This window comes from Sphingobacterium sp. T2 (genome assembly GCF_000814685.1).
GTDB classification, from domain to species: Bacteria; Bacteroidota; Bacteroidia; order Sphingobacteriales; family Sphingobacteriaceae; genus Sphingobacterium; species Sphingobacterium thermophilum.
In genome coordinates, this window is sequence record NZ_JXAC01000319.1 from 1 (window position 1) to 748 (window position 748).

Consider the following 748-nt stretch of genomic DNA (forward strand, 5'->3'; position numbering starts at 1 on the left):
GCSTCGTGCCGTGAGGTGTTGGGTTAAGTCCCGCAACGAGCGCAACCCCTATGTTTAGTTGCCAGCATGTAGTGGTGGGGACTCTAAACGAGACTGCCAGCGTAAGCTGAGAGGAAGGTGGGGACGACGTCAAGTCATCATGGCCCTTACGTCCGGGGCTACACACGTGCTACAATGGCCGGTACAGAGGGCAGCTACCTGGTAACAGGGTGCGAATCTCGGAAAGCCGGTCACAGTTCGGATTGAGGTCTGCAACTCGACCTCATGAAGTTGGATTCGCTAGTAATCGCGTATCAGCAATGACGCGGTGAATACGTTCCCGGGCCTTGTACACACCGCCCGTCAAGCCATGAAAGCTGGGGGTGCCTAAAGCATGTAACCGCGAGGAGCGTGTTAGGGTAAAACCGGTAATTGGGGCTAAGTCGTAACAAGGTAGCCGTACCGGAAGGTGCGGCTGGAATACCTCCTTTCTAGAGATAACGGTGAGTTAATCCGTTGGTACTCGTTACGTTTTATACATGATTTATAAAGACAGAAGACATTAGAGGAAGTGCCCATCCCCAAAGGCGGAGGTGGTACCGAGGAGAAAAGATGCAGCTAGTCCCGTAGCTCAGTTGGTTAGAGCACTACACTGATAATGTAGGGGTCAGCAGTTCAAGTCTGCTCGGGACTACCAAGATTAACGCGGGGAATTAGCTCAGCTGGCTAGAGCACTGCCTGCACGCAGGGGGTCAACGGTTCGAATCCG

At 53.4% G+C, this 748-nt stretch carries 1 tRNA gene and 1 rRNA gene; both read left to right on the plus strand.

From position 1 onward, the window contains the following. Window positions 1-470 (plus strand): 16S ribosomal RNA (locus SD31_RS17740); the annotation flags it as partial. A gap of 129 nt (window positions 471-599) precedes the next feature. Next, window positions 600-676 (plus strand) — tRNA-Ile (locus tag SD31_RS14490). Window positions 677-748 lie beyond the last annotated feature (72 nt).